At 40.0% G+C, this 26,339-nt stretch carries 25 protein-coding genes and 1 pseudogene; 16 read left to right on the top strand and 10 right to left on the bottom strand.

The features are described from left to right. Positions 1 to 76: 76 nt before the first annotated feature. Genes MTP24_RS16680 through MTP24_RS16660 form a run of 5 tightly spaced genes read left to right on the top strand, consistent with a single transcriptional unit; the run spans position 77 to position 4,675 of the window. Positions 77 to 1,297 carry an acyl-CoA dehydrogenase family protein gene (locus tag MTP24_RS16680; RefSeq protein ID WP_243534336.1) on the top strand — a complete coding sequence of 407 codons (1,221 nt, stop codon included), beginning with the start codon at positions 77 to 79 and terminating at the stop codon, positions 1,295 to 1,297. 9 nt (positions 1,298 to 1,306) lie between these two features. Further along, the gene (locus tag MTP24_RS16675; RefSeq protein ID WP_243534334.1) at positions 1,307 to 2,128 is read left to right on the top strand and encodes an SDR family oxidoreductase; all 822 of its coding nucleotides are present in this window, start codon (positions 1,307 to 1,309) and stop codon (positions 2,126 to 2,128) included. A gap of 12 nt (positions 2,129 to 2,140) precedes the next feature. Further along, positions 2,141 to 3,214 carry a phosphotransferase family protein gene (locus tag MTP24_RS16670; RefSeq protein ID WP_243534331.1) on the top strand — a complete coding sequence of 358 codons (1,074 nt, stop codon included), beginning with the start codon at positions 2,141 to 2,143 and terminating at the stop codon, positions 3,212 to 3,214. After that, positions 3,214 to 3,918, top strand: coding sequence for a histidine phosphatase family protein (locus tag MTP24_RS16665; protein ID WP_243534329.1), 705 nt, complete (start codon positions 3,214 to 3,216; stop codon positions 3,916 to 3,918). Before MTP24_RS16670 ends, MTP24_RS16665 begins: the two co-directional genes overlap by 1 nt. A gap of 10 nt (positions 3,919 to 3,928) precedes the next feature. Continuing rightward, entirely contained in the window at positions 3,929 to 4,675 is a 747-nt protein-coding gene (locus MTP24_RS16660) for an SDR family oxidoreductase (protein ID WP_008132839.1), read from the top strand. A gap of 62 nt (positions 4,676 to 4,737) precedes the next feature. On the opposite strand, the gene MTP24_RS16655 is transcribed toward MTP24_RS16660, so the two are convergent. Beyond that, positions 4,738 to 5,307 (bottom strand): short-chain dehydrogenase, encoded by a 570-nt coding sequence (locus MTP24_RS16655; protein WP_243534327.1) that lies wholly within the window; start codon positions 5,305 to 5,307, stop codon positions 4,738 to 4,740. A 211-nt stretch (positions 5,308 to 5,518) separates the two neighbouring features. Between MTP24_RS16655 and arfB the strand changes: the two genes are divergently transcribed. Beyond that, positions 5,519 to 5,932, top strand: coding sequence for an alternative ribosome rescue aminoacyl-tRNA hydrolase ArfB (gene arfB / locus MTP24_RS16650; protein WP_006793276.1), 414 nt, complete (start codon positions 5,519 to 5,521; stop codon positions 5,930 to 5,932). A 53-nt stretch (positions 5,933 to 5,985) separates the two neighbouring features. Here arfB and MTP24_RS16645 read toward each other — a convergent pair whose 3' ends face one another. The 3 genes from MTP24_RS16645 to MTP24_RS16635 form a co-directional block, all read right to left on the bottom strand. Then, complete coding sequence (locus MTP24_RS16645) at positions 5,986 to 6,870, bottom strand: fused MFS/spermidine synthase (protein ID WP_243534325.1); 885 nt, start codon at positions 6,868 to 6,870, stop codon at positions 5,986 to 5,988. Next, positions 6,863 to 7,486 carry a fused MFS/spermidine synthase gene (locus MTP24_RS16640; protein ID WP_243534323.1) on the bottom strand — a complete coding sequence of 208 codons (624 nt, stop codon included), beginning with the start codon at positions 7,484 to 7,486 and terminating at the stop codon, positions 6,863 to 6,865. Before MTP24_RS16640 ends, MTP24_RS16645 begins: the two co-directional genes overlap by 8 nt. A gap of 462 nt (positions 7,487 to 7,948) precedes the next feature. Further along, on the bottom strand, positions 7,949 to 8,824 hold the full coding sequence (locus MTP24_RS16635) for a LysR family transcriptional regulator (protein ID WP_243534321.1): 876 nt from the start codon (positions 8,822 to 8,824) through the stop codon (positions 7,949 to 7,951). Between the two features lie 107 nt (positions 8,825 to 8,931). Here MTP24_RS16635 and MTP24_RS16630 point away from each other — a divergent pair, with 107 nt between their 5' ends. From MTP24_RS16630 to MTP24_RS16620, 3 genes are all read left to right on the top strand, one after another. Further along, complete coding sequence (locus MTP24_RS16630) at positions 8,932 to 9,612, top strand: hypothetical protein (protein ID WP_243534319.1); 681 nt, start codon at positions 8,932 to 8,934, stop codon at positions 9,610 to 9,612. A gap of 386 nt (positions 9,613 to 9,998) precedes the next feature. After that, entirely contained in the window at positions 9,999 to 10,259 is a 261-nt protein-coding gene (locus MTP24_RS16625) for a hypothetical protein (protein ID WP_243534317.1), read from the top strand. Between the two features lie 41 nt (positions 10,260 to 10,300). Then, a complete protein-coding gene (locus MTP24_RS16620; protein ID WP_243534315.1) occupies positions 10,301 to 10,624 on the top strand; it encodes a hypothetical protein in 324 nt (107 codons plus the stop codon). 818 nt (positions 10,625 to 11,442) lie between these two features. Here MTP24_RS16620 and MTP24_RS16615 read toward each other — a convergent pair. Continuing rightward, positions 11,443 to 11,943, bottom strand: a complete 501-nt coding sequence (locus MTP24_RS16615) for a lactoylglutathione lyase family protein (RefSeq protein WP_054982007.1) — start codon at positions 11,941 to 11,943, stop codon at positions 11,443 to 11,445. 101 nt (positions 11,944 to 12,044) lie between these two features. Here MTP24_RS16615 and MTP24_RS16610 point away from each other — a divergent pair, with 101 nt between their 5' ends. Further along, positions 12,045 to 12,911 carry a LysR family transcriptional regulator gene (locus tag MTP24_RS16610; protein WP_243534313.1) on the top strand — a complete coding sequence of 289 codons (867 nt, stop codon included), beginning with the start codon at positions 12,045 to 12,047 and terminating at the stop codon, positions 12,909 to 12,911. A 74-nt stretch (positions 12,912 to 12,985) separates the two neighbouring features. On the opposite strand, the gene MTP24_RS16605 is transcribed toward MTP24_RS16610, so the two are convergent. After that, on the bottom strand, positions 12,986 to 13,657 hold the full coding sequence (locus tag MTP24_RS16605; protein WP_243534311.1) for a haloacid dehalogenase type II: 672 nt from the start codon (positions 13,655 to 13,657) through the stop codon (positions 12,986 to 12,988). 542 nt (positions 13,658 to 14,199) lie between these two features. Between MTP24_RS16605 and MTP24_RS16600 the strand changes: the two genes are divergently transcribed. From MTP24_RS16600 to MTP24_RS16585, 4 genes are all read left to right on the top strand, one after another. Continuing rightward, positions 14,200 to 15,033 carry a tyrosine-type recombinase/integrase gene (locus MTP24_RS16600; RefSeq protein WP_243533905.1) on the top strand — a complete coding sequence of 278 codons (834 nt, stop codon included), beginning with the start codon at positions 14,200 to 14,202 and terminating at the stop codon, positions 15,031 to 15,033. Beyond that, positions 15,030 to 16,118 (top strand): IS91 family transposase, encoded by a 1,089-nt coding sequence (locus MTP24_RS16595; RefSeq protein WP_243533907.1) that lies wholly within the window; start codon positions 15,030 to 15,032, stop codon positions 16,116 to 16,118. Before MTP24_RS16600 ends, MTP24_RS16595 begins: the two co-directional genes overlap by 4 nt. A 360-nt stretch (positions 16,119 to 16,478) precedes the next feature. Beyond that, complete coding sequence (locus MTP24_RS16590) at positions 16,479 to 17,555, top strand: serine hydrolase domain-containing protein (RefSeq protein WP_243534309.1); 1,077 nt, start codon at positions 16,479 to 16,481, stop codon at positions 17,553 to 17,555. A gap of 122 nt (positions 17,556 to 17,677) precedes the next feature. Next, complete coding sequence (locus tag MTP24_RS16585; protein WP_243534308.1) at positions 17,678 to 18,112, top strand: hypothetical protein; 435 nt, start codon at positions 17,678 to 17,680, stop codon at positions 18,110 to 18,112. Between the two features lie 303 nt (positions 18,113 to 18,415). On the opposite strand, the gene MTP24_RS16580 is transcribed toward MTP24_RS16585, so the two are convergent. The 3 genes from MTP24_RS16580 to nhaR all read right to left on the bottom strand — a co-directional run bounded on the left by MTP24_RS16580 (position 18,416) and on the right by nhaR (position 21,863). Continuing rightward, positions 18,416 to 19,456, bottom strand: a complete 1,041-nt coding sequence (locus MTP24_RS16580) for a methionine synthase (RefSeq protein ID WP_243534306.1) — start codon at positions 19,454 to 19,456, stop codon at positions 18,416 to 18,418. 31 nt (positions 19,457 to 19,487) lie between these two features. Further along, positions 19,488 to 20,462, bottom strand: a complete 975-nt coding sequence (locus MTP24_RS16575; RefSeq protein WP_243534303.1) for a DUF1852 domain-containing protein — start codon at positions 20,460 to 20,462, stop codon at positions 19,488 to 19,490. A gap of 507 nt (positions 20,463 to 20,969) precedes the next feature. Then, complete coding sequence (gene nhaR, locus MTP24_RS16570) at positions 20,970 to 21,863, bottom strand: transcriptional activator NhaR (RefSeq protein WP_243534301.1); 894 nt, start codon at positions 21,861 to 21,863, stop codon at positions 20,970 to 20,972. A 109-nt stretch (positions 21,864 to 21,972) separates the two neighbouring features. On the opposite strand from nhaR, the gene MTP24_RS16565 reads away from it, so the two are divergent. Continuing rightward, positions 21,973 to 22,272, top strand: coding sequence for a hypothetical protein (locus MTP24_RS16565; RefSeq protein WP_243534299.1), 300 nt, complete (start codon positions 21,973 to 21,975; stop codon positions 22,270 to 22,272). Positions 22,273 to 22,722: 450 nt separating this feature from the next. After that, positions 22,723 to 23,697 (top strand): alpha/beta fold hydrolase, encoded by a 975-nt coding sequence (locus tag MTP24_RS16560; RefSeq protein WP_243534296.1) that lies wholly within the window; start codon positions 22,723 to 22,725, stop codon positions 23,695 to 23,697. A gap of 167 nt (positions 23,698 to 23,864) precedes the next feature. Here MTP24_RS16560 and MTP24_RS16555 read toward each other — a convergent pair. Continuing rightward, positions 23,865 to 26,197 (bottom strand): annotated as a pseudogene (locus MTP24_RS16555) (S9 family peptidase). Between the last annotated feature and the right edge of the window lie 142 nt (positions 26,198 to 26,339).

The raw sequence follows: 26,339 nt of genomic DNA, 5'->3' as shown, positions 1-26,339 counted from the left end.
TGGTAATATATTTCATTTAATTCATTGGGGCGAATGTTTTATGCTGGGTTAACTAAAAAATAAACAGGCAACCCTAATGAACTTTGAGCCAAGCCAAAAAAGCCAAGACTACCTAAAGCGTGTAACTGCCTTTATGGATGAACACGTATTGCCTATTGAACAAGCAGTAGTTGCGCATAACCATGCTAAAAATAATTCAAACGATTGGACCACTTGGCAACTAAGTGAGCACATTGAGCTATTAAAAGCGAAAGCAAAAGCCGCTGGCCTGTGGAACTTATTTTTACCCGATGCAGAACTAGCACAAGGTTTAACCTGCTTAGAATACGCCCCTATTGCAGAGCAAATGGGTAAATGCTTATTTGCCTCAGAAATATTTAATTGTAACGCCCCCGATACCGGCAATATGGAAGTGCTTTATCACTTTGCAAACGATGAGCAAAAACAGCAGTGGTTAACCCCATTATTAAATGGCGATATTCGCTCAGTATTTGCTATGACCGAGCCCGATGTCGCTTCATCAGATGCGACAAACATGCAAGCAACCATAGATGTTGATGGCGACGAGCTTATTTTAAATGGCAAAAAATGGTGGACCACCGGCCTTGGTCATCCCAATGCACAGGTGGCTATTTTTATGGGGCTTTCCAACCCCGAAAACGATAAACACAGCCAGCATTCAATGGTACTTGTGCCGCTAAACACACCCGGTGTAAACATTAAGCGTATGCTAAGTGCCTGTGGCGATTTTGATGCCCCCTACGGCCACGGTGAAATGGAATTTAATAACGTACGCGTACCAAAGCAAAACCTTATTTTAGGGTTAGGCAAAGGCTTTGCCATTGCACAGGGGCGCTTAGGGCCTGGGCGAATTCATCATTGTATGCGCGCAATTGGCGCAGCAGAGCGCTGTTTAGAGCTCATGATTAAACGAGGCCTGTCGCGCAGCGCTTTTGGTAAACCCTTACTTAAATTAGGCGGTAATTTAGAACGTGTAGCGCAAGCGCGTATGGCAATAGATCAAGCCCGTTTATTAACCCTACACGCGGCATGGAAAATAGACACTCAAGGCGTTAAACACGCCATGACCGAAATATCGAGCATAAAAGTAGTCGTGCCTAATATGTTGCAAATGGTCTCAGATATGGCAATACAAGTGTTTGGTGGCGCAGGGGTGTCGAGCGACTTTCCTATTGCCTCGTTTAATGCAATGGGCCGTATTTTACGCCTTGCAGATGGCCCAGACGAAGTACATATGGGCATGGTTTCGCGCCTCGAACTTAACAAATACCGCTAAGGCAACACCATGAAAACACGACTAATAATAACAGGTGGAGCCACAGGGCTGGGTAAAGCGTTAGCCCTGAGTTACGCAAGTAATTTGGGCGCTAACTTACAAATTTGTATTGCCGATATAAACGCCGAGCGTGCAGCCACAACCATTAGTGAGCTGCAAGCACTAAAAAGCGATGCCTTTTTTTATGCCTGCGATGTAACCAAGCAAGCAGATGTAAAGGGGCTTTACGATATTATCCAAACCAAGTGGCAGGGCGTAGATATTGTTATAAATAATGCAGGCGTTGCCACGGGCGGCTCGCTTGAGGGCGAATCGCTTGAGCAATGGCAGTGGATTATGGATATTAATTTGCTCTCTATGGTGCGGGTGTGCCAAACGTTTTACCCCGCCTTTGTGCAACAAGGCGGTGGCTACTTTATTAATATAGCCTCACAAGCAGGGCTTACCCCTATTCCGTTTATGAGCAGTTATAACGCTGTAAAAGCAGCGGTTATAGGCTTTAGCGAAACCCTAAAGCTCGAACTCGCCCACGATAATATAGATGTAAGTGTTGTGTGCCCGAGCTTTTTTAAAACCAATCTTGATGAATCCATGCGCACCAGCGAGCCGGCCATGAAAACCATGCTTAACCGTGCCTTTGAGCGCTCCCCCATAAACGCAGAGCAAGTTGCCGATATTATTTATCAGCAGTCGCTTAACCGCCCATTTTTAATTTTGACCCATAAATTAGGTAAACAGGCCTTTTTAATGAAAAAACTACTCCCCATTGAGTGGTACATTAAAAATATGCTGAAAAAAACACGCTCAATGCAACGTTTAAAATCAAAATAATAAAGGCTAGCAATGAACACACAATTATTAGACCAAGCCAAAAACGTACGCCAAGGCGAAGAGCTCGACACACAAAAAGTAGATGCCTGGCTTAAACAGCACCTTTCACAGTTAACTGGTGAGCCCAGTGTTACTCAATACGCAGGGGGGGCATCAAACTGGACCTACTGCCTAGAGTACCCAGAGCAATCGCTTATATTACGCCGTGCGCCCAAAGGCACCAAAGCCAAAGGCGCACACGATATGGCCCGTGAATATAAGCTGCAGCAAGCGCTAAAACCAGTTTACAGCTATGTGCCAAATATGGAGGCGTTTTGCGACGATGAAAACATTCTCGGCACCGACTTTTACGTTATGGAAAAGCTTACGGGTATTATTCCGCGTAAAAATTTACCACGCGGATTAACCCCCACGCCCGAGCGCACCAAAAAGCTGTGCGAAAACGTACTCGACTGCCTAGTAGAGTTACACAAAGTAGATTACAAACAGGCCAACTTAAGCCATTTAGGCAAAGGCAAAGGCTATACACAGCGCCAAATTAGCGGCTGGAGCGAGCGCTTTAATAAAGCCAAAACTTGGAATGTACCCAGCGGCAAAAAAGTAATTAAATGGCTTGAAAACAACATGCCAAGTAACGAGCGCATTTGCATAACACATAACGATTTTAGGTTTGATAACGTTGTGCTTGATGCAAACGACTACACCAACGTACTGGGTATTTTAGATTGGGAACTTGCCACCCTTGGCGACCCACTTATGGATTTGGGCAATACACTGGCTTACTGGGTAGAGCCAGGAGATGACTTTTTAGCCCAAGCCACCCGCCGTCAACCCACTCACTTAGAGGGTATGCTAACGCGCAAAGAAGTGGTGGCCTACTACTGTAAAAAAATGAATATAACCGTAGATGACTTTACCTTTTACGAAGTGTACGGACTATTTAGACTTGCCGGCATTGTGCAGCAAATTTATTACCGCTATCACCATGGGCAAACTAAAAACCCTGCCTTTAAACACTTTTGGGTGTTTGTACATTACCTTTTATGGCGCTGTAAAAAAGCCATTAACAACCAAGGTAAAGTCTAATGTGTATTTTATATTTTGTACGCCACGGGCAGGCCAGTTTTTCGGCTGATAATTACGATACGCTCTCAACAAAAGGGCAACAGCAAGCCACACTACTGGGTGAATATTTAGCACAAAAGCAGCTAACACCCGATGCTGTATTTGCAGGCACTATGCTGCGCCATAATCAAACCGCAGAGCTTAGTTTAGCAAGTGTTAATAATACGCCTGTGGTAATAAACGATGCGCGTTTAAACGAGTACGATCACGAACACATTTTAGCGGTTTATAACCCACAGCTTGCCACCCCAAGCCAAGTGCGTGCTGCACTTAGCGAGCAAGCCGAGCCTATGGAATACTTTAAAACGGTATTTATCAGCGCCATACAGCAATGGGTACTCAACCCCGACAGCACTCAGTATAACGAAAGCTTTAATGCATTTACTGCGCGAGTACTGGGCGCACTTGAACAAATAGCCAATGAAAACCACGGTAAAAAAGTACTTATTTACACCTCTGGCGGGCCTATTAGCATTATAACCAGCCATTTAATGGGGCTAAAGCTCGAGCGCTTTATTGATATTAATTGGAGCTTAGTAAACGCAGGCGTAACCAAAGTAGTGGCGCGCGGCAAAGGAAAAAATCAAAAATTAACGATAAGTAGTTTAAACGAGCATCACTTTTTAGAGTGCCACCCACAACAAAAATTAATTACATACACCTAAGGATCTAATTATGCGCAAAAACATACTAATAACAGGTGCAAGTTCAGGCTTAGGCAAAGGCATGGCAAAAGAGTTTGCAAAACAAGGTTGTAATCTTGCTTTATGTGCTCGGCGCTTTGAGCTGTTAGAGCAGCTAAAAAGTGAGCTTGAACAAATAAACCCAAACATAACCATTAGCATAAAAGTGCTTGATGTTAACGATCACGAACAAGTATTTAGCGTATTTAATGCCTTTAAAGAAGAGCTTAACGGCCTTGATAGAGTAATTATAAATGCTGGTATGGGCAAGGGGGCTTCTATTGGTACGGGTTACTTTAATGCCAATAAACAAACCGCACAAACTAACTTTGTGGCCGCACTGGCGCAAGCTGAGGCCGCAATGGAAATTTTTAGAGCGCAAAACCATGGACACTTAGTGACTATTTCATCTATTAGTGCTGTACGTGGTTTTAGGCGCGCCATGACCGTTTACGCCGCCACTAAAGCGGCTATTACCTCATTAAGTGAGGGCATACGCATAGATGTAATGCACACGCCTATAAAAGTAAGCTGTGTACATCCAGGTTTTATAAGAAGCGAAATAAACGAAAAAGTAAAAACAGTGCCGTTTATTGTTGATACCGAAACTGGCTGCAAAGCACTGGTAAAAGCAATAAATAAAGAAAAAGCCAACAGCTTTGTGCCAAGCTGGCCGTGGGCATTCCTGCATTGGATTTTACGCTTAGCACCACTTAGTACAATTCGTAAAATGTCGTGAGTGTTATAAATTTTAGGTATTAAAAAAGGTGGCAAATGCCACCTTTTTTAATTGTTTAATACTTATAAAAGTGCAAACAACTTTTTAAGCTGTGGCATGTATTCACTTACTAATGCTAAATTACTTTCGCTAACAAGTGACTCGGTTGTATCAGCAGCGCTTGACGCATTACCTAACGAACCCATTAACGATGTAGCGCCTCTATCTTTAGCGCTTTTCATGCTTTGAAAACCACCCATTAATTTGTTTGCTGTTTCTTTATTTTCATCAGACAAACCCGATTTAAGGTTTTCTATGTATGCCATAGACACTTCAGAACCCACGCTAATTAACTGCTCAGGCGTAAAGCCATAGCGAATTGTTACGCTCGCAAAGCTTTTATACAGTGATTGCTCTTTAATCATATTAAGGGCTGTATTTGCAAGCGCGCCTTGCTCTGCTGTAGTTTGATCTGCGGTTGCACCTAGCATGCTGCCTAAGTCTACGTTTTTTAACGCGTCTTGAGAGCTCGCCCAGCTTGTTACAGCAGGTAAGGCTTTCATGTAGCTTTGTAAATCACCTTCGGTGATATCTTTAGCAAAACCAGAAAAGCTCATTGCTAACAAGCTCAGTGATACAAGTAATTTTTTCATGCAGGTACTTCCTATTATCGAAAATCGATTATTATATTAGGCCCGTATAAGGGCTGCGCAATTAAAAACTAAATAATTGCCTATGCCAATCTAAATTTATTTATTGGCGTAAATGTTTACTCAACTTTGCATTAACCGCCTATTTAGCTTATTCACCCTAAGTCAATGTACAAATGGTACAATGCATTTTTAGCAACGGAAACTGAACGCAATGTTAACAATTTCAAATACAGTCACTATTGATGAGTGGGAGTTAGAGCTCACCGCTATTCGTTCTCAAGGTGCCGGTGGCCAAAACGTTAACAAAGTCGCCAGCGCTATTCATTTACGTTTTGATATTAATCGCTCTAAATTACCAGACTTTTACAAAGAACGTTTACTTGCTTTAAACGATTCGAGGATCACCAAAGAGGGCGTTCTCATCATTAAAGCACAAAGCCACCGTACCCAAGAGCTTAACCGCGAAGACGCGTTAAAACGCTTAAAAGATCTCATATTAAGCGCTACCAAGGTCAATAAAGCCCGCCGTGCAACTAAACCAAGCCGTAATTCGCAGCGTAAACGCATGGATAAAAAAACTAAACACGGCCAAACAAAAGCATTGCGCGGTAATATTAAGTTTTAGCAATAAACCTAAATGGATACGCCTAACTATATTAGTGCAAGGCGCATTACATATTAAAAGTTAAGTAGGTTAGCAGGAGAGTATTGGTCGGTTAGAATTTTGGTATTTTTAGGCCAATCTTGCTTATCTTGTGTGTACTGCATGTAATTGCTTATGGCGTTTATATCTACATCATATTTTTTAAGCTTGGGCCCAAGCGCTTTAACACGTTCGTTAAGTTGAGCCTTAGTTGGCATAGCTTTAAAACCCGCTAAAATAATACGGTTGCTTCGATTAGCGCGGCTTACGTTAATAAAATCGCCAAACACGCTATGGTAAGTTGCCGACTCGTGCTCGTATAGTTTACTACTCGAAAATGTATTCGCAGCAACTACGCCGCCATCAGCCAACACACCTTTAACCTCTTCAAAAAACTCTTTGGTTAACAGGTGCTCAGGAATGTAGTCACCGTTAAACGCATCAAGAATGATCCAATCGTACTTTTTCTTTTTAATAGCCGCGCGTTTAATAAAAATACGGCCATCTTGAACACTAGATGTCACTTTATCGTTTTCAATAAAGCTAAAGTAGTCGCGAGCCACACTCAATACAGCGGGGTCTATTTCTACATTGTGTATTTTAGCCGCAGGGTATAACTCATGAATAACATTCGACAATGTGCCTCCCCCAAGCCCAATAATTAATACATTTTTAGGGTTTTCGGTTACTAATAAACTCGCAAAAGTAAGCTTTGTGTAGTTGAAAACGAGCTTGTCGGGGTCGTTTTTGTACATGCAACTTTGACTTGTTTGGCTACTTTTAGTGTTAAATTTTAAGCAGCGTAAATCGCGAGTTTCATCAACAATAATATTTCGGTATAAAGAGCGCTCTTCATGAATAACATTAGCTAAAGCAGCGCCTGAAAACACACTAAGTGCTAAAAATACATATTTAAGCATGCGCAAGCTCCTTATTATTAGCAACACTGTTTACAGCAATTGCAACAACACCTAACACACCCAACGTAGTTGCAAAGGCACTAATAATGGTGTTTACATCAAACGCGAGTACAAAGTAAAAAGAGGTAATAATAGTGCCCAAGGCACTGCCAAGCGTGCTTACAAAATATAAAATGCCCGCAACTTGGCCGCTTCTTTCGCTGTCGGTAACCAGCAACCTTACTGAGTACGGCGAAATCATACCTAGTATAATGGTTGGAATAAAAAACAACGCAGTAGAAGCGAGTAACGAGCCATAACGGCTATCTTCAATATGGGTAAAAATAAATGCCATTATGGGCTGAGCAAACAACGTAATAGGCACAACCATAATGCTCGCAACTAAAAATATTAATCCGTATTTAGTCAGCGACGCATTTTTTGTACTCAGCTTACCGCCAAGTAAGTAACCAAACGACAAGCTAAGCATAAACACAGTAATAATACTGCCCCAAATATGTACACTACTGCCAAAGTAAGGCGCTAAAATACGCCCTCCTAAAAGCTCAATCCCCATAATGCAAAAGCCACTGCAAAAGGCTAAAAAGTAAATCAAAGCGTTTGTTTTTAAAGTCATGTTTTTATCGTTATGTAACTATAAGTAGAGCACCATACTAACGTGATGCCATCAGAGTCGCTAGTGTAATAATTAGCCATTTGTAGGAATAAAAAAAAGTATTGCTTATTAATTTATTGTGCTATCATTTTTGTTATAATATAACATACTTTACTTTGTTGTATTGTCGGTTAATTGTACTTGTACCATTTCGCTTGATTAAGTGATCTACTTAAGTGTGGAAAAACGTGTTGATAGCCAGCCAAAATATTTGTTATTTAGTTGCTCTCGGCAATTGCTCCTGCTTTGCTCTACCTTCTGCATCTGTGCAGTCGTAAATAAGAGTTTTTTTACGCAGGTATTTCCACCTTTAGCCCCGCAAAGCGATTAAGTATTGTTGCGGATTAGTATTTTTAACCACCTTGCTATTTTGTAATGTAGTTTTCACCCTAAAGCGCTTTAGTGTAGTGGCTAAGGCGCTTTTTATAACGAATACATGAGTTTATTAAGCCACCCATCGGCCTTCGATGGTTTATAAATTAACACAATGTCTTCACTGTAATGACTGTTAACCCCCTTTACAGTTAATTTTGTAAACCCTAAATCATCAATCACAAAATTTGGTAAATACGCCAACGCTAAGCCACTTTGTACTACCTCTATTAATGCACTGTAATCGCTACATCTAAATACAATATTGCGCGGTGCAATGTGATCTTGCCAGCCGTCGGAGCCTATTCCTTGCTCAAGGCCGCACAGGGGTGAAAACAAGGGGCATGCAAAAGCAAGCTCTAGTAATTGGTTTTTATTAAGCGTTAAAGAGCCAGTTTTTACTAGCTGATGCCCAGCGGACCCAGCCACACTAAACCCAGTATTAAATACATCAACCGCTACTAAATTAGTATGTGAGCTGTTTTTTAATGCCTCGCGAGTTACTAGCGCAATATGCGCAGCGCCTGATGCAACTTGGCTTATAGCTTCACCTTCAAATACATTATTAATACGTACCGAACAAGGCAGGTTGCCAAGAGGGGTAAGTAACTTTTTTAAACCACTTTTAAGTAAAATTGCAGGGCCTGCAATAACTGCATTAAATTTATGATTATCGCTTTTAAAACGGCTAATAAGCTGCTGGTAATTATGAACTAAATCACTACTGTGCTTAACAAACTCTTTGCCTTTATCATTAAGTACTAAGGTTTTGCCCACACGATTAAACAGTTCAGTGGCTAAGTTTGCCTCAACCTTTTTTAGCGTTTTAGACAGCGCCCCTGGGGTAATATTAAAATGCTTAGCGGTTGTGTGCAGATTTTGCGAACCCGCCATATGAATTACTTTTTCAATGTCATCTAAATGCATAGCACCAAACCGTATTGATTAAAAGGAAACAACTAACAACTTATTATCGATTATTTGTGTATAAAAATCAGCTTATAGTGGCGCTATATTTATTTTTGAGCATTAACATGAAACACATACTGCTATTTTTTATTTTATTCTCGAGCGCAACACTTGCAAGCCCCCCTCAGCACAGTGCACACAACACACATAAAACCCACAGTTATGTGGGGTTTCATGGCATGGCGCTTATATTAGCCGGCGATAAAGTACTTGCTAGCCACATGCCTTTATACGCCCCCCCACACAACTACCAAATAGTGTACGAAGTAACCACCAATGACACCCATCTTAAAATAATCAAAAAAGCACTAAACGAGTCACTAAAAAAACAAACTCAGATCACCATTTTACCAACCAAATTTGATTTGAATTTATTAATAAATAAGCTGACACCCACATTAAATACCACTGTGTTTAATGGCCATTTTGAGCGCGGAGGTACGGCTTTGTTTTCGACAAAGCTGACCTTTAAAAGTCCGTTATATGTAAAAAAGCTCGCTATAACAAAACCCACAAAAGCAGAGTTTGATTTAATAAAGCTATCTGCAGGGCGAGGGTTGGTTATTCATAAAATACAAAGTAAACCAAGCTATGACTCGTTAATTTTAGTAGCACTAACTAACGGGAAATATAATGGCAAGTTAATGTGTGATGCACCAGTAACAACAGCGCTTGCAAGTAAGCTGAAGGCCTGTTTTAAAATCGTTCCAAGCTATTTAGAAACTCGCGATTTTGCAGTTAATTAATCTATAACCCTATATACAATGACAACCAGTGCTCAATATTGAAGCGTGACGTGTAGTGGCTGATACCTGAAGTTAGCGTTTAGATGGAAAGATTATAAATGCATGACTGGCTGTTATGAGCGAAGAGCTGTGGATCAAAATTAATTGTCATTAGCTAATAGATACTATAAGCAAACGTCTCCCTTTTACATAGTGAAATAAACTTTAACAAGCATAATATTTATAGCTGGCAATAGCTTACTCTATTTGCTATTAATGTAAGTTCATTAAATAAGGATTTTTTTGCGCTAAGATAGGGTGGGGCGCATAGTGTTCTTTGATAAAGTTGTTAGCTTATAATTGAATAAGCTACTATATTTTAATTTTAACGAGTAAAGGAATATAAAATGAAAAAAATGTCTGTTTTAATTTCAGTGTGCTTTTTAGCTGCTTGTAGTAATACTAACGATGTATCAAGCAACAAAAGATATACCCTGACATACGATAACGGGACCCCTGTTAGTGCTCACAAAGAAATAAATGACTGCAACGCTGCTGCTATTGTTGCTAATATCAGAGAAGTTAATAACTGGAATAGCAAATACAGTAACTCAAAAACAGCTCCATTAAATAAATCATCAGCACCTAGAAAAGCCTCATGTGAATAAACCTAACAAGCCCCTTATTGGTGCATTATGCATCCTAAGTTATGAGAGAAGTTTCAATTAACGTTCAGCGTGATAGTGTTTGTATGGGGGACGATTATAACGCCCCCCATACTGTTAATTTTTCAATGTTTGATGATAAGTCTTTAAAGGATGTATTTAATTACCTCGCAAAGCATGGTTATTTGGCGAAAATTGCGGGTAAGCATCATAGTTGGTCTTGTTTAGTAAATGGAAAAGTGATCGCAAAGTTTAAAGGAAATAACAACATTCCTGAATATGATTCATCACACAATAATCCAATTTTAGAGTTGGCTACGAACGGAAGAATTAATGCTAAATTTGTTTACAATAGCGCGGCCACATAACAAAAATTCTAAGGCGGATATGCCGGAAGAACGCCATCCCACTGCTTAAAATAGTGTTATATTGCTAAGAAGGTTTATAAATGAATGAAGAGATTGTTGGAATTATTGTTCTTCTCGCCCTTGGTACTCTGACATCAATTCTAGTTCATTATTTAATGTCAAAACGGACTTTAGCGGTTGTATTATCTGCACTGTTGGGAAGTTTGCTTTTTCAATTTCTGGTCTATTTAAACCTGGGCCATCTAGATCCATTTATTCTAATCACTTTTCTTACAAGCTTCTTTATTATTGTACTCATATCGTGGTTAGTAAGTATTCCATTTTCAAAGCATCGCCGTGAGACCACAGGTTGAAATATTTAAATACAAAATATCAATCCACAAAACCGGCACCAAACTCGCAGACTGACTTCCTTCGCTCGCAATATAGCCAACAAGTATTGTGCTCTCAGTTGGGGCGTTAGGTTCTAAGTTAAATTGAATATCAGTCAAGAAATAAACAAGAATGGAAAAAATATCAGCAGGCACCTCTGAGTTTAATGATAACTCTTAGTTGACCCATTTATTTTATCACCATTTGCATTAACAGTTATTATTGGTTTCACTTGTTTAGCAGTAACGGATTCATGTTTTTCCTTTAGACCCAGTTTGTGTAATTAGTAAGCTATCAGTGTATGTACCTATAATCACTCAAATGAAGAGATTGATTTTTATAAACCCTAAATTAACTAAATTAATAATCTACAAGTTCATTTAACACAAAAAGGCCGCAGTAAATAAATACTGCGGCCTTTGTTTTTAGCTTAAGCTAAGTGCTATTTAATAAGCGCCTGCGCTGTAAATAAGCTCGTAGCTGTGGCTGTAAATCTCAAGGATGTTACCAAACGGGTCTTCCATGTAGATCATGCGGTACGGCTTTTCGCCAGGATAGTAGTAACGTGGCTCTGGCATACGTTTTTTACCACCTGCAGCAACAATACGCTCCGCTAAGCCTTCAACATCTGGATCTTGTACACAGAAATGGAAGATACCGGTTTTCCAGTATTCAAAGTTGTCTTTAGGGTTTTCTTGGTCTTTAAATTCAAAAATTTCTACACCAATACGGTCGCCTGTTGAAAGGTGCGCTATTTTAAATTTTTCCCAATTTGGGCCAAATACATCGGTACACATTTCACCAATGGGGCTGTTATCTTCAGTGATCACGGTAGGCTCCATTATGGTGTACCAGCCCATCACCTTAGTGTAAAACTCTACGGCTTTTTCAACATCCGGTACTGAAATACCAATGTGCGAAAAACTACGTGGATATGTATGACTCATAATGCTTCCTCTTTAACTGTGATTAGTTGATGGAGTTAGTTTACGAACCATGAGTTATTAAGTAAAATTATCATTAATCATCATTTTGAGTATGTTTTGTAATGATAAACCCGACATGGTTAAACACGTTTTGCACGTTGGTTGAGGTAAATCATTTTACCCAAACCGCCGAGCGCTTATTTATGACCCAATCAGGCGTAAGTCAGCATATTAAAAAACTAGAGCAGCAAGTAAGCTGCGCGCTATTAGAGCGCCACGGCAAACAATTTACCCTTACCGTACATGGGCAAAACTTGTATCAACAAGGCAGCTTGTTATTAAAAGAATGGCAATTTTTAGAGCAGCAATTAAAAGATGACTCGCCTTACAGCGGTTTAGTAAAAATACAATCGCCTGGTAGTTGTGGGCTAAAGTTTTACAATCAACTATTAGCAATGCAAGTAGAGCACAAGGAGCTAGTTATAGATTACCGCTTTGCTCCAAATACCAGTGTTGAACAAGCGGTGGCAAACCACAGTGCCGATATTGGCTTTTTAACTCAAGCGCCAACACTTAGCGAAGTTACTAGCCACAAAATTGGTCAAGAAGCTTTATTATTAGTAACCCCTGCACATATTAAAAACCCAACGTGGGAGGTTTTATGTGAGCTTGGCTTTATTGGCCACCCCGATGCAAAACACCACGCGCAGCTTTTACTTAGCGAAAACTACAGTGAGTTTGAGCATGTTGATCAAATTAAGCGTACGGGGTTTTCTAACCAAATAAGTTTAATACTTGAGCCAGTAAGTTTAGGGTTGGGTTTTACGGTTTTACCTGCGCATGCTGTTAGCGCATTTAATAAACCCGGACTGATAAAAACGCACCACTTAGCTAATCCGATTAGCGAAAATATTTATGTGTGCCATCACCGAAATAGGCCAATGGCAAAGCGCATGAATACAGTAATTGAAGCAATAAAAGCAGGCTAGGGCGCGTGTAACTGCGCCCGTAAAACCCCTTTACAGCGTTGGTTTTTGATAAGGCTTAAAAAAGGGTCTCGTTTTTAACTTACTAATTTGGCTTTTAAATCAACTAAATCGGTTGCAGTGGTGGTTGGCTGAATTTCCCATGGGTCAAAAATAGAATCCTCAGAACGCTTTATCCACGCACCGCGCATGCCATGCGAAATAGCGCCGGTTATATCAAACGGATTACTCGAAATAAGCCACGTGTTAGCACCCGTTGAATTTGCCTCGCGTAAAAAGTGGCTGTAAACACCTGGGTTTGGTTTAAATGTTTTCATATCGTTGGCGCTTACAACACCTTCAAAATAATCACTTATGCCTGCCGTTTCGAGCAAAGTATTTACCGCATCAGCAGCGCCATTAGAAAATGCAAACAACCGGTAATTTTGTGCTTTAAGTTGCTCAAGCCCTTTTTTAACATCGTCAAAGGCGGGTAAAATTTTATATTGCTCAAGCAATTGCTGTTTTTGTTCATCAGAGAGTGGAGTTATATGCGCTAGGCAAGCGTAGTCTAACGCCTGTTTAGTACACACTGAAAACGGAACATAGTTTTGCATTAAGCCGCGCCTAAACGAATACTCTAACTGTTTTTCACGCCATGTATTTGAAAAGTTTTGCGCTTTATCGCCAATCATATTTTCAAGTAAAGATAGTACGCCTTGGGTGTTTATAAGCGTGCCGTATACGTCAAATGCGAGTGTGGTTGCCATGTTTGCTCCCAAAATTTTAGTTACTTGTAGCCTAATTGTTTCGAGCTTAACTTACTTTGAACGACTGCTCAACGTTGTTGATTTGTTATATAATAAGGTACAGCAACAACACCCACGCTATAAACGCTAACAGAAACCCCGCAACATTTTAATTAAAGAAACAGCGCTTTCAAACCCGAGATACTCGCTCGTTTTAGAATGGCTAGAACGGCTGTTGAGTTTATAAGTGCTAGTTAGAAGCCAAACAAAGTAATAGCTAATCGATTGGTCAAACAGCTCTTTGCTCACATATTTATAAAAATGAGCAAAGAGCGCATATTGTTCTATTTAACTTTACTTTAAATTTTCAGAAAACTTATTAATAGTAATACCTTAGGTTATTTGCTAAAACTAAATAAGTAGATAAAAGAGCGTTGAGTCGGCAGAAATATGCGCAATGAGCGCACTATTAAATTGTTGAACTAAGCCGCTACGCGGAGATCCTATTCTGACCATTTGAGCCACACTTACCTTGGGGTTATCCCATAACTTGGAGGTAAGTCATGAATACACTCATTGAACAAGTCAAAACTGAAATAGCCTATCGTGGTTATTCGCAAAGTACCTGTAAAAGCTACTGTGAACATTTACTAAAACTCAGTCATTATTTTAATAAACCACTCGATTCGATTACTGATGACGAGATTAACGCCTTTTTTAACGATCCTGCGATTCGTGAACTTTCCAGATCGAGTCAAAAAATACAGATAAACAGTATTTGGTTCTTGTTTAAGAATATTTTACACCGGCCATTGAACTTAGATATTACACTGCCAAAAGTAAAACTGCGTGCACCCACGTATTTATCGCGCGATGACATGCGACGGCTTATAGAGAGTTGCACCGATATGCGCTTAAAAACATTGATTATGGTGTGCTATGGGTGTGGCTTACGTATTGGCGAATTGTTACGTATCAAAGTGCAAGACATCGATGGCCAGCGTAAAACCATTTTAATTGAACAAGGTAAAGGAGATAAATCGCGTTATGTTGTAGTTTCAGATAGCGTACTAAACCAATTACGCAGTTACTGGAAAATGTACCACCCAACAGGCTGGATGTTTTATTCACGATGGTTAATGGATAAACCCATGTCACCCTCAAGTTTCAGAAAGCCATTGAGAAAACATGCACAAGCGTGTGGCTTAAAGCACTGTAATCCACATGCTTTACGCCATGCTTATGCAACACACCAACTTGAATCAGGTATGCCACTTCATCAACTGCAACATCAGCTTGGTCACAGTGATATTAAAACCACACAAAGTTACTTACATTGGTTACCAGAGTTAGGTCATGGCGGCATTGATTTGCTTGCGAGCTGGGGTAAACAATGAGCGCTTTACACCTCGCTGATATTTTAAACTCGAATCTTGAGAATTATCGCCAGCATCATACGATGAGCTATCAACAACTGCGTGTCTGTCAGCATCTTCAATCATGCAGAACAGGTCAGCTCGGTTACCAAGCATGGCAATGTGATAACTGTGGTGAGTCACAAAAGATTGGATGTAGCTGTCGAGACCGTCATTGTCCACGTTGCCAAGGCATGGCTACGGCTAAGTGGGTGCAAAGGCAGCAAGAGGATTTATTACCGTGTCGGTATTTCCACCTTGTTTTTACGCTCCCCCATGAGTTGAATATCATTGCGCACTATAACCCAAACGCGTTGTACCAGTGTTTATTTAAAGCCGCATGGCAAACGCTGTGTAAATTTGCGAAACGAAAGAGGCATGGTCAGTTAGGCATGACAAGCGTACTGCATACATGGGGGCAAAACTTAAGTCAGCATATCCACTTGCATTGTTTGATACCCGCAGGTGCACTTGAAAAAACGCACTGGCATGAAATAGAAAAAGGCTATTTATACCCCGTAAAAGCGTTATCAACAGTCTTTAGAGGTAAAATGCTGGCGGCGCTCAATGAAGGCGATGGTTCATTCGCGAAGATAAACACGCCAACCAAATGGTGCGTGTATAGCAAAGCCTGTTTAACGTACAGTGAAAAGCTAGTTAGTTACCTTGCTCGTTATACACGAAAAGGCGTGATGTCAGAATCGCGATTAGTGTCAGCGAATGAGCAGTCAGTGAGCTTTAAATACCGCGATTATGCAGATAACAACCGCGATAAAGTAATGACACTGAGCTGTGATGAATTTTTACGGCGTTACTTACAACATGTATTGCCCAAAGGGTTTATGCGCATTCGTCACTATGGTTTTTTAGCTAATGCATGTCGCAAGCGAAAGTTAGCATTAATAAGGTCACAAGAATCACACATAGGTAAAGTGGAGAAGCTAAAGACAGAAAACGTAACACTGATACCGCATTGGCCTTGCCAGCATTGTAAGGTAGGTATCATGCGATTAATTGGCGTATTCAAGTTATATGAAACAACGACCAAAGTAGAGCGAACGAGTTAGCAGCTAGGTAGCTGCTTAAAATCAATTAGTTAACCTGCTTAACTGCTCAGGCTAGCGGCCTCTGTACGTGTAAAAAATATAATTGCTTATTAAGGCAAATTTAGGTGTAATGAATACATAATAAGCGCTGAGCAATGCAGGGAAAGCTTACATAACACTTTCCTAGCTGATTAAATCAGCTAGGAAAGTGAGAGCCTCCAAAAAGCAAATTCCCATAGCATAAACAACACCAACTCTGACACACCGAGCAGGTAGCGGCTCAGTCCAACAAGCGATTATGCAACACAAACAGCGTGTCGCATAAATACTAAAATGTTAGGCAGCTGGTTAAGTTGTGCCTCAGTCAAGGAAGAAGAAATAATGCAAAAAATTATAACTCAAGTTTTTCTGATTTTACTTATCTATTTAGCAAGCACACCTGTAATTGGTGTTGTACATTCTCAAGATAAAAGCGCTCTTGTAGATAACTTAAATGTAATACTTTCAAAGCAAAAAGAAGACCAGCCAGGTGTTAGTGTTTTAGTTAAAAAAAATAATGAAATTATTTATCAGTTAAGTAAAGGGCTTGCTAATAAAGTTAATAATAATTCGATTAGCTCTCATACAGGGTTTAGAATTGGCTCAATTAGTAAACCTTTTACTGCACTGGCAATTATGAAGTTAGTTGAGCAGAAAAAGCTTTCTCTAGACGATCAAATAACCAAATACATTCAAGAGCTACCCACAGGTTGGGAAGATATTACGATAAAGTATTTACTATCTCATAGAGTGTATATTTCTGATGACTTCTTCTCTGATTCAAACCTGAACTTAGTAAATTTATCAACAAATCAGGATGTTATAAAGTTTATTTCCTCAAATATGATTAAGGTTAAACCACAAGCTTTCGATAAAGCGATTTATTGTAATAGTTGTTACGTATTGTTAGCTGAGGTTATAGCAAAAGTTAGCGGAGTTAGTTTTTCAGAATATTTGAGTGAGAATATCTTTGTTCCTGCAAATATGAAAAATAGCTACATTGTCGAGAAAGGCGTCACTATTAAGCCTAATGACGCCCTTAATTATGCTAAAACGGAATCTATTTTTGGTATTCGTCAATATACCACAGGGGCAATGGCTCAAGTCAGTAGTATTGAAGACCTGAACAACTTTATTGTTGCATTGAAAGAGGGACAAATTATTAGTCAAAAATCGTTAATTTCGATGACAAAAGTGCATAGTGATGCAGGTAATGATGGCTCCTTTGGTTTAGGTTGGATTATAGGTTGGGGTGATGAGCCTTTTTATTCTCATGGCGGTTCACAAGATGGCTATCAAGCAGAATTATTTTTTTATCCGAAGCATGATCTTGAGATTGTCATTTTAACTAATGGCGGTGATGAAACTTATGAACTTCAATCGAAGGTGATGAGAGCAATTATTACTCACTATAATTAAGTTTGTTTAATGCTGCCTAACAAGGGTTTTCAAGTCGGACAAATTACAGTTGGCTTTTTGTTCGTGCCTCACTTATTTTAGCCACTGCAATTAGCCGCTTAAAACGGCGTTATGTGTAAATCATGATTGATAGAGAAAATCGAAATCGAACCGCTGAATTAATAAGAAGCTTGTCTTCTGGGCTGATTTCAAATGATGAATTTGAAGATAAAATTCCAGAGTCAGATGATCCGGCGATTAGTGAAATATTTTCTCATGGTGCCTGGTGTATCTATTCGGATATGAAGGAATACAAGCTAAAAGGTAAAGATGCTCTTTGTAAGGCGGACCGGTCAATCATTGCGAGATGGGTGTTATTTCTAAAATCGGATATTGATTACAGATGGCCATCCGCAAGTTTTAAGGAGAGTGTCTATAAGGCAGTTACGCTAGGAATGTTCGGTCAATCAACACTTGATAAATGGGATGAGTTTGGTGATGTTCAATACTGGCCGTTTTCTAGCAAAGAACAGTTTGAGTCAGCAGATAAAGGGTACTTAGGTTCAACAAACACATAACAAGCAAGTCTTGCGGAACGTCTTACGCTTCGCTTCAGCCGTCCGCAAATTTGGACGTTGCCGTTCTCTGTAAATGGGGTACTTTCCACTCAATAATTAATACCTAGCGGCTCGGTTAAGTTTATTTAATTACGCTAGATTTTGCTGCACTCAACCCGATCAATATTCAACAAACTTAAAACCTTTGACCTTTTGCCTTGAACCTTGCATTTCAACTGTAAACCCCCGTTACATTTTGATTAAAAAAGCCACACCTAAATATTTGTTAATGGGTGGCTTTTTTGCAGCAGTTGTAACTAAAAGTTAAGCTACATTCGCTGCTAATAGCTCGTTACGTACTAGCTCTGCGCCTTTACTTAGAGCGTTGAGTTTACCGTTTGCAATGTCGCGCGGCAGGGGGGCCATGCCGCAATTGGTGCAGGGGTAGAGCTTGTCTGCATCAACGTATTTAAGCGCTTCGCGAAGGGTTTTTGCCACCTCTTCAGGTGTTTCTATAGTATTGGTGGCTACATCGATTGCGCCCACCATTATTTTTTTACCGCGTATCAGTTCGAGTAGCTCTATGGGTACATGTGAGTTTTGGCATTCTAGCGAAATAATATCTATATTCGATTTTTGCAGCTTAGGGAATACTTCTTCGTATTGTCGCCACTCGGTGCCAAGGGTTTTCTTCCAATCGGTGTTAGCTTTAATGCCGTAGCCGTAGCAAATATGCACGGCGGTTTCGCATTTTAACCCTTCTATGGCTCGCTCTAGGCAAGCTATGCCCCAGTCGTTTACCTCGTCAAAAAACACGTTAAAAGCGGGTTCATCAAATTGAATTATATCAACCCCAGCGGCTTCTAGCTCTTTGGCTTCTTGGTTGAGTATTTTAGCAAATTCCCATGCTAGTATTTCACGGCTTTTATAGTGATCGTCATACAGGGTGTCGATCATGGTCATTGGCCCTGGCAATGCCCATTTAATTGGTTGGCTAGTTTGCTGGCGTAAAAACTTGGCGTCTTCAACAAATACCGATTTAGTGCGAGACACGGGGCCAACCACTGTGGGTACGCTGGCGTCGTAACGGTCGCGAATTTTAACTGTTTTACGGTTTTCAAAATCAACGCCATTTAAGTGCTCAATAAAGGTGGTTACAAAGTGTTGGCGGGTTTGTTCGCCGTCGCTGACTATATCTACGCCTGCGGTTTGTTGTTCGTGCAGAGCAATTCGCAGGGCGTCGTGTTTGCCATCAACCAGCTCATTGCCTTGTAATTTCCACGGTGACCATAATGTTTCGGGCTCAGCAAGCCATGACGGTTTTGGCAAGCTGCCTGCTGATGATGTGGGTAATAGTTTTTTCATAATAAATGCTGCCTTTAATTTTGTTGTGTGATTAAGCGATACTTGCCGAGAACTGCTGCAATACTGACTGATAAGGCTTAATAAAGTGCTGCTCGGTAAATTTGCCTTGCTCAACCGCTAATTGACCTCGCTCTGCGCGGTCATACACAATTTGCGTTAACGAATGATCGTCATTTTTTAAATTCGGTTTATAACGGCTACCTGCGGCGGCATTAGCGTTATAAATTTCTGGACGATAAATTTTCTGAAACGTTTCCATGGTGCTAATAGTGCTAATTAGTTCAAGGTTGCTGTAGTCGTTAAGTAGGTCACCAAAAAAGTAAAACGCTAACGGTGCAACGCTGTTTGGTGGCATAAAGTAGCGCACTTGTAAGCCCATTTTTTTAAAGTATTGCTCTGTTAACGACGACTCATTAGGCTGATACTCTACGCCTAAGATAGGGTGTAAGTTTTCGGTTTGCTGATAGGTTTTGTTATCAGACACGCTTAAACAAATAACCGGTGGCTTTTTAAAGTGCTGTTTATAGGTATTTGAGTTTACAAAGCATTTAAACAACTTGCCGTGTAAGTCACCAAAGTTATCGGGAATGCTAAATTGCGGTTTGCTTTTGTTATGCTCAAGTAGTAACACGCTAAAGTCGTAGTCGCGCACATACGATGAAAAGTTATTACCCACCATGCCCTCAATTCGCTCGTTGGTTTGACGGTCAATAATATTGGTTTTTAATACCTCAATTGACGGAAATGCCTGGCCACTACCTGCAATGTCTAAATCAACCGAAATGATCTTGAGCTCAACCTCGTAACGATCCCCTTGTGGGTTATCCCAACTGGCCAGTGCATTAAAGCGGTTGTTGATCATTTTTAGGGTGTTACGCAGGTTTTGTTGGCGGCTTTCACCCCTTGCTAAATTAGCGAAATTGGTTGTAATACGTGTGTTATTTGACGGATGGTAGTTTTCATCCAAGTTAGTGCTTTTAATAATAAATGTAAGATCAGTGCTCATAGCCGTATCCTTTCAATTTGAGTGGTTACTGCTTTTATTAACTGGTTGTTAAACCGACATAACGGTTAAGCAGTAGTGATGCTTTGCTGAGTTAATGAATTTATACGCGGTATGTAACATGAAGCAAAACGGGTTTATTTCAGGTAAAACATGAGACAGATTCACGCTTGAGTGAATTCATTAAGTTAGCAATATTGATTTGTTGCTGATGAGGGGCAAAACTCAACTTAGACGTCTAGATTTCTATTTAATAAAGTAAGCTATGCAGTTTATTCATATAAAACCTGAATAATATTCAACGCTTTTAGAACACGCTTATCGTTTGTACTGGTAGGTCTGCCATGCAATAAATTCTAATTAATTTAATAACTTAAAAGTCACAATCCACGTTAAAAATTTAATATAAAGCTAGATGAGGAAATGTTTATTTTTTAAATACAATTTAGTATTTAAAAATAGGGCGCTTAGTTAAACACATTGATAACTACGTGACGAGTAGCGCTAAGCTTACGTTGTTTGAGCGTGCTTTATAAATTCATCGTAAATACTGTCTTTAATAAGCCTGTCGGGCGTAAAGGCATAATAATGCTGATAAACATTTTCAATTGTACCAATATAATTAACGTCGTAGTGACGCTCTACTTCGGCTTTTACCAAAATAGGCGCAGGGAATATGCCAAACCCTTGTTCACCTAACGACTTCATTAATGCGCTGTCGTCAACATGGCCAGCTATTGTCATTTCAATCTTGTGTTCTTGCAGCCAATAATACATAGCACGCGCAACGGGGCTTTCTTTTGCAGGCAGCACTAAAGGCTTATTATTTAAAGATTGCGGAAACTGCTTATGTAACTGCGAATGCCATGTTTCGTTACCAAAAAGAGCGATTTGGCTTTTGCCTATTTCATGACAAAACGCCTTAAACGATAAAGTGGTATCGAGCGGTTTATCGGCTAACACTAAATCAAGCTTATGAATCGCCATTTGTGCAAGCAGTTCATCTTGTTGGCCATCAATACAGTGTAAGTTGGTAATACGGTCGTTATTAATTAAAGGGGCTAGCCACTTTGACACCAGTGATTTGGGCAACACATCTGAAATACCGACCTTTAACGTTCGTGAATAGTGCGTGGCATCACCTTGCGTGGTTTCGAGCCATTCGTGAGCAATAGCAAACATATCATTGGTGTATTGCTGGGTTACATGGCCAAATTCCGTTAACTGTAGGCCTCGCCCTTGGCGAACAAACAGTGGTTTTCCTAGTCGTTGCTCTAAGTTAGTAATTTGTGAGCTGACCGTTTGCGGCGTTAAATTAAGTATTTTACTGGCCGCTGCAATACTGCCGTGCTTACTTACTTGCCAAAAATAATATAAGTGATTGTAGTTGATGTTAGTAATCATTCGAAAATACCTGTTTTAAAGTAAGAAATAATCAGCTTTTTCCTTTGCCTCTAAGTTAGTAGATTACAGTCATGCCTGCAACATAGGTACTATTAAAAGGTGTAATTGCATGAAGCTAAAACTTACAGTTAAAAACAAGATAATTAACGCAAGTGAAAAGATGTCGCTTTTAAAGCTGATCAAAACACAATTGGCAAAACATGCTTTAAATATTCGCAAAGTGGAGATTCAAATAAATGATCTTTCGAGTGATCGCCACGGCACTTTGCAGCAGTGCAAAATTAATATTCTTTTACCTGGGCTACCCAGTATTAATGTAAATACAAAAGGACGAAGTATGCTGCAAGCGATAAAGCGGGCACTTAAAAGTTTGCAGCACATTCTCGTTAATAAGTATCAACCTTCGTAACCAAGCTCTTAATATCGCACTTGTAGTAGCAAGGATGCTACTTTTTTAATACCTCTCTAATTCCAAGCTGTGTTTAGTATTAAACGATTCAATTATTACCATTGAGCAGTATTTTCTTGTTCCTTTAATCTTTCAATCCAGCTGTAACCCCCGCACTATTTTGATTAAAAAGAGAGTGAAATTTCAGCCCCTAAATCCATAAAATTTAGATAAAAAAGTAACTCAAACTCGTAATTAAGCACTAAATTTGGGTTTTGATTAATAAGAAAGTGTCTACCTAATGCCAAACAGATTTATTTACTTGAGAAAATTGAGGTAGATAGAGGATACTGTTAAGGTACTTTAAAATAATAAAAAATGCCTAACTAACGGCTAAAACCTCCTCCACCCCATAGGACGTTATCAGCTTAATTAAAGTGCTGATGTTCAAGTTTAACTAATGAAGCGAAAATGGAAAATTTCACCAAACTACTAGCAGTTACACTTTATATATTTTCTTTGTCTGGCTGTACTTCAATTGGCAGTTACGTCATGTCAAACCCCGGTATCTATCTTTCTGAAGCAGAGTTTATAAAAGCAAAACCTAGTTACATTGGCTTTGAAAAACAAAAATTTTGCTCTTTTAGTACCACTCAATGCATTACATACCTGACTGCTGAACCTTATCAAGCAGCCGAATTTTCGCAAGAGAGTTCTGTTTATTACAACCTTCATGCAACTGGTAATAATGTAGAAAATACAATTTCACACAGAATGGCACCAGATACATTTAATCGTTTTAAAGGCACTGCTTTATTACTTCATGGCTATGGGGGCAGTAAAGAAGCAATGATGGCTTCAGCTATCTATTTTAGAGCGCTAGGTATGAACGTTATTATTCCAGATCTTTTTGGCCATGGTGAATCAACTGAAGCATTTGTATTTGCAACAAAAGAGCACGGCATTTTAAATGAACTGCTTGCTGAACCACTTTTAAATCAAACAAATAACCCGACTGTTGTAGTTGGCCATTCTATGGGAGCACTTACTGCAAGCAACTTATTATCATCAGAGTATGTTGACGCTGCTATTTTACTTGCCCCAATGATGAGTTTTGAGGTTGCAGCTAAGGAGTACTTACCTTATAAATCGCCTTTGCTTAGTCATTTTTTTCATAGCGAGATTGATAATATTGTTAACCAAGCAATGTTTGAGGCAGGAGTAACCATTCAAGAAACAAATTTATTACCTAAATTAACTGAGACTAAAAAGCCTGTATTGTTAATTAACTCAGATGTTGACTCTCTATCCCCCCCGGCTTACTTTTCATCTATACAAAATGAGTTAGTAAAAAAAATAACTTTTAATGCTCGCTCTCATTCAAGTTTAATGGTGTTTGATCGTGATGATGTTATCGAAATAGAAAACTGGCTAATAACATGGTGAGCCTTCGCTATTTTAGATGACCTTGAGTGTATAAGTCATTTTTTATTATTGTCGGGTTTTGTTGCACTCTACCCAACCTACGCTTTGTAAACCCCCGCACCATTTTGATTAAAAAGCCGCACACTAAAAATGAGTGTGCGGCTTTAGTATTTTACTTTTTAAAGCGATTACTTGGTTAGTAAGTGCTTTTCAAAAAAGTCAGCCATCATTGTATGGTAATGCAAGGTGGTGCCTTTGCCTTCACGTAAGCTGTGTGAGCGGTTAGGGTATGAGAAAAACTCAAACTGTTTGTTGTGTTTAACGAGCTCGTCAATTAAACGCTCTGAGCCTTGGTAATGCACGTTATCATCGCCAGTGCCGTGAATAAGCAATAGCTTACCCGTTAGGTTTTTAGCAAAGGTAATAGGCGAGGTGTTATCGTAGCTCTCAGGATCGGTATTTGGGTTACCCGCATAACGTTCTTGGTAAATAGTGTCGTATAAACGTATATCTGGCACTGGCGCTGAGGCAATCCCTACTTTAAATTTATCACCATGGCGGAATAATAAGTTAAGGGTTGAACTACCGCCTCCTGAGTGTCCCCATACGCCAACGCGGTCTGTGTCTATTACATCCCAGCGTTTAGCCATGGCATCTAGGGCGTCTACTTGATCTTGCACGGTAATTGAGCCAATTTTTTTATAAATCGATTTACGCCAGTCGCGGCCTTTTGGTGCACGTGTGCCACGGTTATCAACCGATGCCACAATAAAGCCTTTTTGCGTTAACAGTGATTTATACAGGTAACTGTTGCCTTCCCAGCGGTCTTGCACAGTAGAGCCCCATGGTTCGCCGTATACGTAAAACACAATTGGATATTTTTTACTTTTATCCATGTTCTCAGGGAACATAATATAGCCGTCAAGCTCGGTACCATCTTGCGCGTTTACTTTAAAAAACTCATGGTTTGGTAAGCTTTGCTCAGCCAGTTTTTGTTTAAGCTTTGTATTTTCAACTAAGGTTTTTACATTACTATGATCGCTCACTTTAATGATCTCTTTAGTCGGTGGCGTACCAAATTTAGAGTAAGTGTGCATTGCCCATGAGGCATCTTTTGACATGTAGTAGCTGTTTGAGCCTTCAAAATCAGCAGGTGTTACTCGCACCGGTTTGCTACTGCCATCAAGCGGTGTGCTGTATAAATAACGCTGACCAGGATCGTTTGGCGAGGCAATAAAATACATTACGTTTTTATCTTCATTAATGCTCAGCATATCAATAATGTCGTAATTGCCTGGGGTTAGGTCGATAATAGTTTTGCCATCGCGCGATACACGGTAAAGATGGCGCCAACCGTCGCGTTCGCTATGCCAAATAAAAAACTCGCCGTCTTGTGACCAGTTGGCTTTATAAAACCATTCGATAAACGCATCGTCTTTGTCTTCTAAAATCTTGGTCAGTTGCTGTTTTTGCCAATCAAACAACCACACTTTGTTATGGCTTTGTGGGCGGTTTAAGTCTTGAATCATTAACTCATTAACGGTGCCTGCCCAGCTAATACGCGGAATATAACGGTCGCGGTTATCGCCTTCAAGCTCAGCCCAACGGGTTTGTTTGTCGCTAAGGCTTACCACACCAACACGCACGGCAGAGTTGGTTTCACCGGCTTTAGGATAAGGGAATTCTTTTAGGGTAGGGTACAGTTCGTCAGTGTTGTTGATCATAGTGAAAAATTTAACGTCACTGGTATCAAGCTGCCAATAGGCGATTGATTTGTTGTCGGGGCTCCAACGAAAGCCATCGGCAATAGTAAACTCTTCTTCATATACCCAATCAAAATTACCGTTAACAATGGTGGCGTTACCATCGGTTGTGAGCGCAGTTACATCGTGATTGCCAACCGATTGCATATAAATATTGTTGTCGCGTACGTAAGCCACTTTTGAGCTATCTGGCGAGAACTTAGCAAACATTAACTTAGTTGGCTCAACGTCTTTACCACCAAGTTGCTGTAATTGGTTAGTCTCAAGGTTAAGTAACCAAAAGTCGCCTCGGCTGCGTGAGCGCCAAACTTGCTCGCTGTTGGTAAATACCATCAGCCATTTACCGTCTTTTGACCATTGGTAGCTTTCGATTGCAAATGGCTCGCCTGCGCCCTCTGGCAATAGCTTTTCAAACTCAACTAATACTTTACGGCCTGTGCCGTCAGCATTGTAAAATACAATATCGTTGCCTTTTACGCCGTGTTCTTTTTCGTCATCGGCGTTGTTATCGTCTGCTTTTTCTTTTTCGCTTTCGCGCTCTTCAAGTACGGTGTAGCCGGTACCATCGTCTAGCCACTTAAAGTAAGTGCTTCGCTGGGTTTTAAACTCTTTATCTTTATAAATTGCGCGAGTGAAAGTGGCGTGTCTATTTCAGACGAGGCTAAAGTAGATGGGGTATTTTGAGTCATAGAACAACCAGATAAAGACAGCCCCGCTAATATAGAAAAAGCAAGCACTGAGGTTTTAAGTAATTTCATGTGAGTCCCTAAAGTGGTATTTACTTACCGCTATTATTTTATGAGTTTTGCAATAAGTTGATTTAGTAATACATACTTGTATTACCAACCTTAATTTAACAAACTTATTGGCTTTATATCAGCACACTTATCGCAAAATAGG

This window comes from Pseudoalteromonas sp. APM04, assembly GCF_022809815.1.
GTDB lineage: Bacteria > Pseudomonadota > Gammaproteobacteria > Enterobacterales > Alteromonadaceae > Pseudoalteromonas > Pseudoalteromonas marina.
Note: the sequence above shows the minus strand (reverse complement) of the source record. Positions and strands in the feature narration are given on the sequence as shown.

Excerpts from the sequence above, each read along its gene's own strand:
- MTP24_RS16655 (WP_243534327.1), bottom strand. The coding sequence starts at position 5,307 with ATGAAAAAATTACTTGTATCACTGAGCTTGTTAGCAATGAGCTTTTCT.
- MTP24_RS16645 (WP_243534325.1), bottom strand. The coding sequence starts at position 6,870 with ATGCTTAAATATGTATTTTTAGCACTTAGTGTGTTTTCAGGCGCTGCT.
- MTP24_RS16665 (WP_243534329.1), top strand. The coding sequence starts at position 3,214 with ATGTGTATTTTATATTTTGTACGCCACGGGCAGGCCAGTTTTTCGGCT.
- MTP24_RS16580 (WP_243534306.1), bottom strand. The coding sequence starts at position 19,456 with ATGAAAAAACTATTACCCACATCATCAGCAGGCAGCTTGCCAAAACCG.
- MTP24_RS16605 (WP_243534311.1), bottom strand. The coding sequence starts at position 13,657 with ATGGCAACCACACTCGCATTTGACGTATACGGCACGCTTATAAACACC.
- MTP24_RS16640 (WP_243534323.1), bottom strand. The coding sequence starts at position 7,486 with ATGACTTTAAAAACAAACGCTTTGATTTACTTTTTAGCCTTTTGCAGT.
- MTP24_RS16575 (WP_243534303.1), bottom strand. The coding sequence starts at position 20,462 with ATGAGCACTGATCTTACATTTATTATTAAAAGCACTAACTTGGATGAA.
- arfB (WP_006793276.1), top strand. The coding sequence starts at position 5,519 with ATGTTAACAATTTCAAATACAGTCACTATTGATGAGTGGGAGTTAGAG.
- MTP24_RS16625 (WP_243534317.1), top strand. The coding sequence starts at position 9,999 with ATGAAAAAAATGTCTGTTTTAATTTCAGTGTGCTTTTTAGCTGCTTGT.
- MTP24_RS16620 (WP_243534315.1), top strand. The coding sequence starts at position 10,301 with ATGAGAGAAGTTTCAATTAACGTTCAGCGTGATAGTGTTTGTATGGGG.
- MTP24_RS16595 (WP_243533907.1), top strand. The coding sequence starts at position 15,030 with ATGAGCGCTTTACACCTCGCTGATATTTTAAACTCGAATCTTGAGAAT.
- MTP24_RS16565 (WP_243534299.1), top strand. The coding sequence starts at position 21,973 with ATGAAGCTAAAACTTACAGTTAAAAACAAGATAATTAACGCAAGTGAA.
- MTP24_RS16600 (WP_243533905.1), top strand. The coding sequence starts at position 14,200 with ATGAATACACTCATTGAACAAGTCAAAACTGAAATAGCCTATCGTGGT.
- MTP24_RS16630 (WP_243534319.1), top strand. The coding sequence starts at position 8,932 with ATGAAACACATACTGCTATTTTTTATTTTATTCTCGAGCGCAACACTT.
- MTP24_RS16590 (WP_243534309.1), top strand. The coding sequence starts at position 16,479 with ATGCAAAAAATTATAACTCAAGTTTTTCTGATTTTACTTATCTATTTA.
- MTP24_RS16560 (WP_243534296.1), top strand. The coding sequence starts at position 22,723 with ATGGAAAATTTCACCAAACTACTAGCAGTTACACTTTATATATTTTCT.
- nhaR (WP_243534301.1), bottom strand. The coding sequence starts at position 21,863 with ATGATTACTAACATCAACTACAATCACTTATATTATTTTTGGCAAGTA.
- MTP24_RS16660 (WP_008132839.1), top strand. The coding sequence starts at position 3,929 with ATGCGCAAAAACATACTAATAACAGGTGCAAGTTCAGGCTTAGGCAAA.
- MTP24_RS16680 (WP_243534336.1), top strand. The coding sequence starts at position 77 with ATGAACTTTGAGCCAAGCCAAAAAAGCCAAGACTACCTAAAGCGTGTA.
- MTP24_RS16670 (WP_243534331.1), top strand. The coding sequence starts at position 2,141 with ATGAACACACAATTATTAGACCAAGCCAAAAACGTACGCCAAGGCGAA.
- MTP24_RS16675 (WP_243534334.1), top strand. The coding sequence starts at position 1,307 with ATGAAAACACGACTAATAATAACAGGTGGAGCCACAGGGCTGGGTAAA.
- MTP24_RS16585 (WP_243534308.1), top strand. The coding sequence starts at position 17,678 with ATGATTGATAGAGAAAATCGAAATCGAACCGCTGAATTAATAAGAAGC.
- MTP24_RS16635 (WP_243534321.1), bottom strand. The coding sequence starts at position 8,824 with ATGCATTTAGATGACATTGAAAAAGTAATTCATATGGCGGGTTCGCAA.
- MTP24_RS16610 (WP_243534313.1), top strand. The coding sequence starts at position 12,045 with ATGATAAACCCGACATGGTTAAACACGTTTTGCACGTTGGTTGAGGTA.
- MTP24_RS16615 (WP_054982007.1), bottom strand. The coding sequence starts at position 11,943 with ATGAGTCATACATATCCACGTAGTTTTTCGCACATTGGTATTTCAGTA.